The following is a 1,545-nucleotide window of genomic DNA, read 5'->3' as shown; positions in this document are numbered from 1 at the left end:
CCCATTACAGTCTGAAATAGGCCATCGATAAATTTCGATGGCGAGCATTCGGCGCATTGCCTACGATACGGGCAAGCCCCGAGGGGCCGCCGATCGGGCGCCTCCGGATGGCCGTCTGCCCCTGCCCCGTAGAGGGCCCGGGGGGTGTTGCCACCGGGGGCGCTCGCCGCTCCGGACGACTGATAGGAAACTGCCGGGCGCAAGCGCCACGGCCAGGTAATGTGGGTGTCGCGGGGAGGGGTTCCGATCGGCCTACCGATTGGAGGATACCACCGTGGCACCAATTAGAATGCCGGAAGCCGTCATCGGGCTCGATGTCGGGAAATCGTCCCACTGGGCATGCGTCGCGACTCGAGATGGCGAGGTGCTGTTGAGCACCCCCGTCGCGAACAGGGAGGACGACCTGGACTCGCTGTTCGGCCGCTTCCCCGATGCGCTCGTGGTCGTCGACCAGTCGCGCAACATAGGCGCCCTCGCGCTCGCCCGCGCCAGGGCGGCCGGGATGTCGGCGGCGTACCTGCCGGGACTCGCGGCGCACGGGGCCGCCAGGCTCTTCGCCGGCGACGCCAAGACCGACGAGCGAGACGCGATGGTCATCGCGAAGACGGCGCTTGGCATCCCCGACGCGCTCCTGCCGGTCGGAGACCCGGGTCCGACGATTGCGGCGGCGAGGGCGCTGGCCGCCCAGAGGAACTTCCTGACCTGCGAGAACACTAGGAATAAGAACCGGCTGCGCAGCATCCTGCTGGAATCGTGCCCCGCCTTCGAGGCACTGGTCGACCTGTCCGACGGGCCCCAGCTGAGGCTCATGGCATCCCTCGGCGGGGCCTGGTCGGTAGCCGACGCCGGGCCCCGCAGGGCGGCGGCGCTCACGCGTGGGGCGGCGCGCGGTAAGATCGAGGCCCTCGTCCGCTCGACAACCTCCTCGACAAGGCCGGATGCGTCGGTCGTCGCCGCCGAGGACCGGGCGGTGAAACTGCTCGCGCGCAGGATATCCGAGAACTCGGCGGAGATCGAGGCGATCACGGCGGAGATCTCCGCCCTGCTCGAGGGCGACGATACCTACCGATGCCTCCTGACGGTGCCGGGCATCGGGCCCAAAACCGCTTCCGAGCTTGCGATCTCCATCGACATCGAAGACTTCCCCAGTCACGACAGGCTCGCGTCGTACTGCGGCCTGGCGCCGCGCAACCGCCAGTCGGGAACCTCGATCTCCTCGGTGACGGCATCGCGCCAAGGCAACAAGAGGCTGAAGAACCTGCTCATATTCTCATGTAACTGCCTTACCCGGACAGAGGGGAGATGGGGCGACTACTACACCAGGTGCCGGGAGCGGGGCATGTCGCACGGCAAGGCGCTCAAGGCGCTGGCGCGAAAGAGACTGAAGGTCATCTACGCGGTCATGCGAGACAGGGTGCCTTACGCAGCCTAGCCGAAACGCACCGAGCAGACTGAAGCCCACCGGCCTAATGGCTTGGCGTCAGCATGCCGCGATTCGGTCGCACGGAGAGCATTTCCCAGTTGACAAAACTATAGGAACACCCC

General features: G+C 66.8%; 1 protein-coding gene. It reads left to right on the top strand.

Translation table 11 applies throughout. The annotated features are described in order from the left end of the window. Positions 1 to 274: 274 nt before the first annotated feature. Entirely contained in the window at positions 275 to 1,432 is a 1,158-nt protein-coding gene (locus DW925_RS04355; protein ID WP_231500848.1) for an IS110 family transposase, read from the top strand. Positions 1,433 to 1,545: the final 113 nt, after the last annotated feature.

Origin of the sequence: Collinsella sp. AM43-1 (assembly GCF_003467925.1) — a bacterium.
Lineage (GTDB): Bacteria > Actinomycetota > Coriobacteriia > Coriobacteriales > Coriobacteriaceae > Collinsella.
This window is presented reverse-complemented; position numbering and strand designations above follow the sequence as displayed.